The sequence below is a fragment of the Chryseobacterium sp. VD8 genome, assembly GCF_037149975.1.
Lineage (GTDB): Bacteria > Bacteroidota > Bacteroidia > Flavobacteriales > Weeksellaceae > Chryseobacterium > Chryseobacterium indicum.
Map to the genome: position 1 here is coordinate 34,432 of NZ_JBBCQL010000009.1, position 6,177 is coordinate 40,608.

The 6,177-nt window shown below is 36.8% G+C and carries 4 protein-coding genes and 1 pseudogene; all 5 read right to left on the bottom strand.

Annotated elements, in window-relative coordinates:
- Positions 1–49 precede the first annotated feature (49 nt).
- Complete coding sequence (gene pckA, locus WFK35_RS02140; protein ID WP_185207735.1) at positions 50–1,669, bottom strand: phosphoenolpyruvate carboxykinase (ATP); 1,620 nt, start codon at positions 1,667–1,669, stop codon at positions 50–52.
- Between the two features lie 130 nt (positions 1,670–1,799).
- Positions 1,800–2,702, bottom strand: coding sequence for a GYDIA family GHMP kinase (locus tag WFK35_RS02145; protein WP_336731131.1), 903 nt, complete (start codon positions 2,700–2,702; stop codon positions 1,800–1,802).
- 12 nt (positions 2,703–2,714) lie between these two features.
- Positions 2,715–3,590 carry an ACP S-malonyltransferase gene (gene fabD, locus WFK35_RS02150; RefSeq protein ID WP_214588298.1) on the bottom strand — a complete coding sequence of 292 codons (876 nt, stop codon included), beginning with the start codon at positions 3,588–3,590 and terminating at the stop codon, positions 2,715–2,717.
- Between the two features lie 70 nt (positions 3,591–3,660).
- Positions 3,661–5,601, bottom strand: a complete 1,941-nt coding sequence (locus WFK35_RS02155; protein WP_336731133.1) for a LysM peptidoglycan-binding domain-containing protein — start codon at positions 5,599–5,601, stop codon at positions 3,661–3,663.
- A gap of 259 nt (positions 5,602–5,860) precedes the next feature.
- A pseudogene (locus WFK35_RS02160) lies at positions 5,861–6,177 on the bottom strand (bacillithiol biosynthesis protein BshC); the annotation flags it as partial.

Below are 6,177 nucleotides of genomic sequence, written 5' to 3' on the forward strand. Positions count from 1 at the left end.
GCCGGAATACAAATAAAAAATCCTCATCGCATGATGAGGATTTCTATTTTTAGTTGGTTGTCTGCTCTTGTAACTGAGGACCGGAAGGAATTAATTTTTTACCTTCTTCGGTGTTGCAATACTGCTCAAAGTTTTTAATATATCTTGAAGCTAAGTCTTTTGCTTTTTCTTCCCATTCAGAAGCATCATTATATGTATTTCTCGGATCTAAGATTCCTTCAGAAACATTTGGCAATGCGGTAGGAACTTCAAGATTCATGATCGGAATTCTTGTTTTCGGAGCATTTTCGATAGAACCATCAATGATCGCATCAATAATTGCTCTTGTATCTTTCAGAGAAATTCTCTTTCCTGTTCCGTTCCAGCCTGTGTTTACCAGATATGCTTTTGCACCGTGTTCTTTCATTTTCCCGATTAATGTTTTAGAGTACATTGTTGGGTGCAATGTTAAGAAAGCTTCCCCGAATGCAGGAGAGAAAGACGGTTCCGGAGAGGTAATTCCTCTTTCAGTTCCCGCTAATTTTGATGTATACCCGCAAAGGAAGTGGTATTGTGCCTGATCTTCATCCAGAATAGAAACCGGAGGCAATACTCCGAAAGCATCTGCTGAAAGATAAACGATCTTTTTAGCGTGTCCTGCTTTTGAAGGCAGAACAATTTTATTAATATGATAAATAGGATAAGAAACTCTTGTGTTTTCTGTGATCGATCCGTCTGTATAATCTGAAACTCCGTTGTTTACCACCACGTTTTCCAAAAGCGCATCTCTTTTAATGGCTCTGAAAATATCCGGTTCTTTTTCTTCCGAAAGATCGATTACTTTTGCGTAGCAACCTCCTTCATAGTTGAAAACCCCGTTGTTATCCCAACCGTGTTCGTCGTCTCCGATCAGATATCTTTTCGGGTCTGCAGACAAAGTTGTTTTTCCTGTTCCTGAAAGTCCGAAGAAAAGAGCTACGTCTCCTTCTTCTCCTACGTTTGCAGAACAGTGCATTGAAGCCATTCCTTTTAGCGGAAGGTAATAGTTCATCATTGCGAACATTCCTTTTTTCATTTCTCCGCCGTACCATGTTCCTCCGATAATCTGAAGTTTTTCAGTAAGGTTGAACATCACGAAGTTTTCAGAATTCAGTTCCTGTGCTTCCCAGTTTGGATTCGTTGTTTTAGAACCATTGATTACGGTAAAATCCGGCTCACCAAAGTTTTCCAGCTCATAATGAGAAGGACGGATAAACATATTGGTAACGAAATGTGCCTGCCACGCTACTTCAACGATGAACCTCACTTTTAGTCTCGTATCTGCATTGGTTCCGCAGAAAGCATCTACTACATAAATTTTCTTTGCAGCAGCAAGTTGGTTCAGCACTAAATCTTTACAAGACGCAAAAATTTCCGGAGTAGTCGGCAAGTTTACTTTTCCGTCCCAGAAAATCGTTTCTCTTGTAACATCATCCTGAACTATGTACCTGTCTTTAGGAGAACGACCTGTGAAAATTCCTGTTTTTACTGATACTGCACCAGATTCCGTAAGCTCAGCTTTCTCAAAGCCCTGATTTTCAGGAGAAACTTCAGCCTGATACAATTCTTCGTAAGACGGATTGTACACTACTTCGTAATTTCCTTTAATCCCTAATTTTTCTAAATCTTGGATGATTTTAGCGTGTTTCATTTTACTTATATTTTCTATTTCTTTTTTGGGTATAACAAAATTAAATATTAATTAATTGTTAAAGGTGGTTAAATATAATGATATAAGTCAGAATGACAAATAAAAAATAAACCTTATAAAAAATTGAAAATCAAGCAATTATTTCAGACCATCCGAAAATTGTGTGAAAACCTTTTCCCCAAAAATAGTCCTTAAAGCCGTCAAATTTTGAGCTCATTACAAAATCTCCTCCCCAAGCTCCCAAACTTTTGACAAAAACAGGGCAATCTGCGAAAAATTTAGCCTTAACTGTAGGAATTTCAAGAAAATCCGATATTTTTTGCTCATGAATCAACATTAGTTCAGAAAAATTTTCCAATTTATTGCATAGTAAAATATTTCTTGTAATATCCGAAAATTCATCAACCCGTTTTTGGGACTTGGTTTTAGACTTGTAAAAATTAATTCCTTCACGGCTGTCCTGTTTTTGATTTAAATGAATAAAAATCAATTCATCTTTAAAAGAAGGATTAAAATTTACCTTTTCATATTTAATTTCAGGAACACTTTGATACAGAACCGCCGATTTCTCTTTTGCCACAGCAATATCGTATCCGCTTCCGCCCAGACTTATCTTATTCAAATAAAATGGATCGATCTCCGCCCACTCCGCAAGATTGGTCATTAAAGTAGAGCTGCTTCCTAAACCGTAATCTGCCGGAAACTGAAGGTTGGTCTTTAAATGGTAAGTAAAATTGTTTTTGAATGTAATTGTAGAAAGTGACTGAACGTTTTTTAAGGTTTTTAAAATAAATTCAGCACTTGCTGGAATGTTGGTTTCTAAAATCTGCCAGTTCTGATAATCGATGACAGCTTTCAGCCATAATTTGTTCTGATGATAAGCTTCCCACACAATGAGAGATTTTTCATCATGGATTTCTTCAAAAGAAAACTCTTGTCCCAGCTTGGTAGGTACCGCTAAGACAAGAGCTCCGTCCATTGCGAAATATTCTGAAGTAAGCATCAGCTTTCCCGGTGAAAATATCTCGCCCATGATTTTTATTTATTAGATTGCAGAAGCTACATCTACAGAAGAATCAATTTTTTTGATAAGTCCCTGTAACGTTTTTCCCGGTCCCACTTCCACGAAGTTATTGGCGCCGTCTTTAATCATATTCTGAACAGACTGTGTCCATTTTACAGGACCTGTTAATTGTGCAATAAGGTTTTTCTTAATTTCTTCAGGATCAGAGATTGCAGTTGTTGTAATATTCTGATAAACCGGAATGGTTGCTTTTCTGAATTTTGTTTTTTCAATTGCCGCCGCTAATCTTTCCTGTGCAGGCTGCATCAATGGTGAGTGGAATGCTCCGTTTACCGGCAACAGTAAAGCTCTTTTTGCTCCTGCTTCTTTCAGCTTTGCACAAGCTTCTTCTACAGATGCCGTTTCACCGGAAATTACCAGCTGTCCCGGACAGTTATAATTTGCAGGAACAACAATTCCGCTGATTGATGCACAGATTTCCTCTACTTTAGCATCTTCCAATCCTAAAATAGCAGCCATAGAACTCGGATTGGCATCACAGGCTTCCTGCATTGCTTTTGCTCTCTCGGAAACCAGCTTCAGACCGTCATCAAAAGATAAAACTCCATTGGCTACCAGTGCTGAAAATTCTCCTAAAGAATGTCCTGCAACCATTTCAGCTCCAAGACCGTTCACGGCTTTTAAAGCAGCAACCGAGTGGATAAAAATTGAAGGCTGGGTAACCTCCGTTTTTTTAAGATCTTCATCCGTTCCTCTGAACATTATTGAAAGGATATCAAACCCTAAAATTTCATTGGCAGATTCCATCAGATCTTTGATGTCTTTTCTAGAATCGTACAATTCTTTTCCCATTCCTACGAACTGAGAACCCTGCCCTGGAAATACAAGTGCTTTCATGTATTAATTTAAAATATTATGCAAATATAATTATTATGTTAACAATATTCTTTAGCCTTTATAAATCCTTTTAAGGAACGAGTCTGATGACACGGTATCCCGTGTTTACATAAGCACCGTTTGCTTTGGATTTTACAAACTCAAATTTTGTAGCAAGCTGAGTCTGTACTTTATTCATCTGCCTGAAGATCTCTCCTTTTTTGTTTTCTCTGGTAAGCATATCATTCACGATATCAAAACCTACAATGGCAAACTTAGGAGGTGTTTTGCAGTATTTATTTTTATAAGCGGCAAGAATTTCTTTTTCAAAACTACCTTCTGTATTGATCTTTCTGTCCATAAGGTACACTAAGTGTGCCTGGCTAAGATCGTCTACTTTTCTCTCGAACACCGGAGCGTAATACATGCTGAATGCTTTTATTCCCTGAACTTCTTTAGACAAAGTGATTACTCTGCCGGCAAAAGCTTCTCCTGCTGTATCATTATCACTTGCTAAAATCGCGATCACCGGAGCAGACTGTCCTGTCATCATATTTTTATCAAGCTGAATATCCGCTGATGAATTTACGATGGTGATATTTGGATTTCTGAGTGTTTTCTCAAGACCTGCTTTAATATAATTGGCATTTTCTTTTTTAGAATCTGCAACTATATAGATTTTCTGATCCGAGAATGCAGATTTCACTTCTTCTACAATTTTATCGGCATAGGTCTGATCGTTTGTTTCCACAATAATCAGGTTGCTGTAGTTGTACAATTCCGGAGAGTTGGCAAATGGTGCAACAATCGGGATTTTCTGGTTCTTTGTAAAGTCCAGAACATCTACAACGTTCGACTTGAAGAACGGACCGATAATTAAGTCTGTATTATCCGGATTTATCTGGGTTAATGAATTTCGGAACGAAGCTTCATTTCCGGAATCCACAATTTTTATATCTAATTTTTGTCCGTTTCTGGCATTTCTTTCAATGGCAAGTTTTGCTCCCGTAAGGAAATCTAAAGCCATGGTACGATATTGTGTTTCTCCTGTGCTGTAGCCAAAAGGAAGCATCATGACAACGCTTAACGCATCTCCGTTTTTCTTTACGTAGGCAGGATCCAGTTTTTTAATTTTTAAAACCATTCCTGTTTTTAATCCTTTTGAAAGTTCAGGATTAAGAGCAATTAATTCATCAATGGTAACGCCGAATTTGTTAACAATCGAAAAAACGGTATCCCCCTGCTGAACAGTATAGGTTACATAATCGTCTTCCGAAGAAACCGCGCTAGATAAAGATTTTTCATTGCCTGAATCTACCTTTGTTTTCGGATTTGAATTTTCCTGAAAAACATCAGCTCCGGAACTTTTTGTTCCTGACTTCTTTACTTTAATAGATTCTCCCGGTTTTAAACCTTTTTCTTCCAGTCCCGGATTCAGGGCAAACAATTCTTCTTTTGTGATATTGAACTGTCTTGAAATTCTGTAGTAATTATCTTTCTGCTGTACAATATATTCGTCGTCCGAAGCTTTTACAGCATGAGTTTCTGCTGCAGGTTCCACAGGTTTTTCCACCGGAGAAGTATGTACGGCAACATTTTGTTCTCCACCATATTTCTTAATGCTTTCAAGAGGCAGGGTAACTTCATCCCCGATCTTCATGTGAGCATCCAATTCAGGATTCAGTTTTCTGAGGTCTGTTTCAGAGATTCTGTATTGTTTTGTGATACCGTAAATGGTTTGCTTTGGCTGTAGAATAATTTTTCCAAACTGGGAGTTACTTACGGGCTTTGAAGCAGCAGGTGTTTTTGATGAAGCAGAAGCTGCTTTATCATTTTTTACTGTAAGAACATCTCCAAGCGCCAATTTACCGTCCTTCACTTTAGGATTTAGTTTTAGCAATTCTTCTACAGTAAGTCCGTATTTTTTAGCAATGTTATAAGGAGTATCTCCTTTTACAACGGTGTGCGATTTCTGGGCAGACATACCCAAAACCATACATAAACTGGACAGAATAAAAAACCTCTTTATCATATTCGGTGATTATAAATGCAAAAATACTTCTTTAAAATTAAATGACAATAATTATTGGTTTTGAAAAGACTTTCTGTTAACATTCAGAGTGTTACTTTGGGATAGAATTGAATTTCTTCGTTATGCTCCAAATAATAGATCTTTCAGTTTAAGAATTATTATCCTAAGAATTTCAGAACATCTTTTTTGTAGACGAAAGAGAAGAATTTTTCTGAATCATTTCATTTATTTTTAAAACGCAATAATAGATTCTTTATCCTTAATAAGCAATAATTATAAATTCTGATTTTTCTATTTCTATTTTTTCTAAACAAAAATCTAACCACTGATATCCATGATCTGCAAAAAATACACTAAAATTATAAACCCTTTCCTGCCAATTCTTAGAAGGATTTACATCTAAAAACAGATTTTCCAGTCTTTCCATCAATTCGCTTTTTTTAATCTTTTCTGCATGAAGAAGACATTTTTTCATTCTTTTGAAGGATTTCAACTGTCTTATTTCTTCGGCTTTCACCATGTTTCCGAAAGATTTTTCGGTGGTTTCGGCGATATTTTTAAGTTCGGCAAACTGAC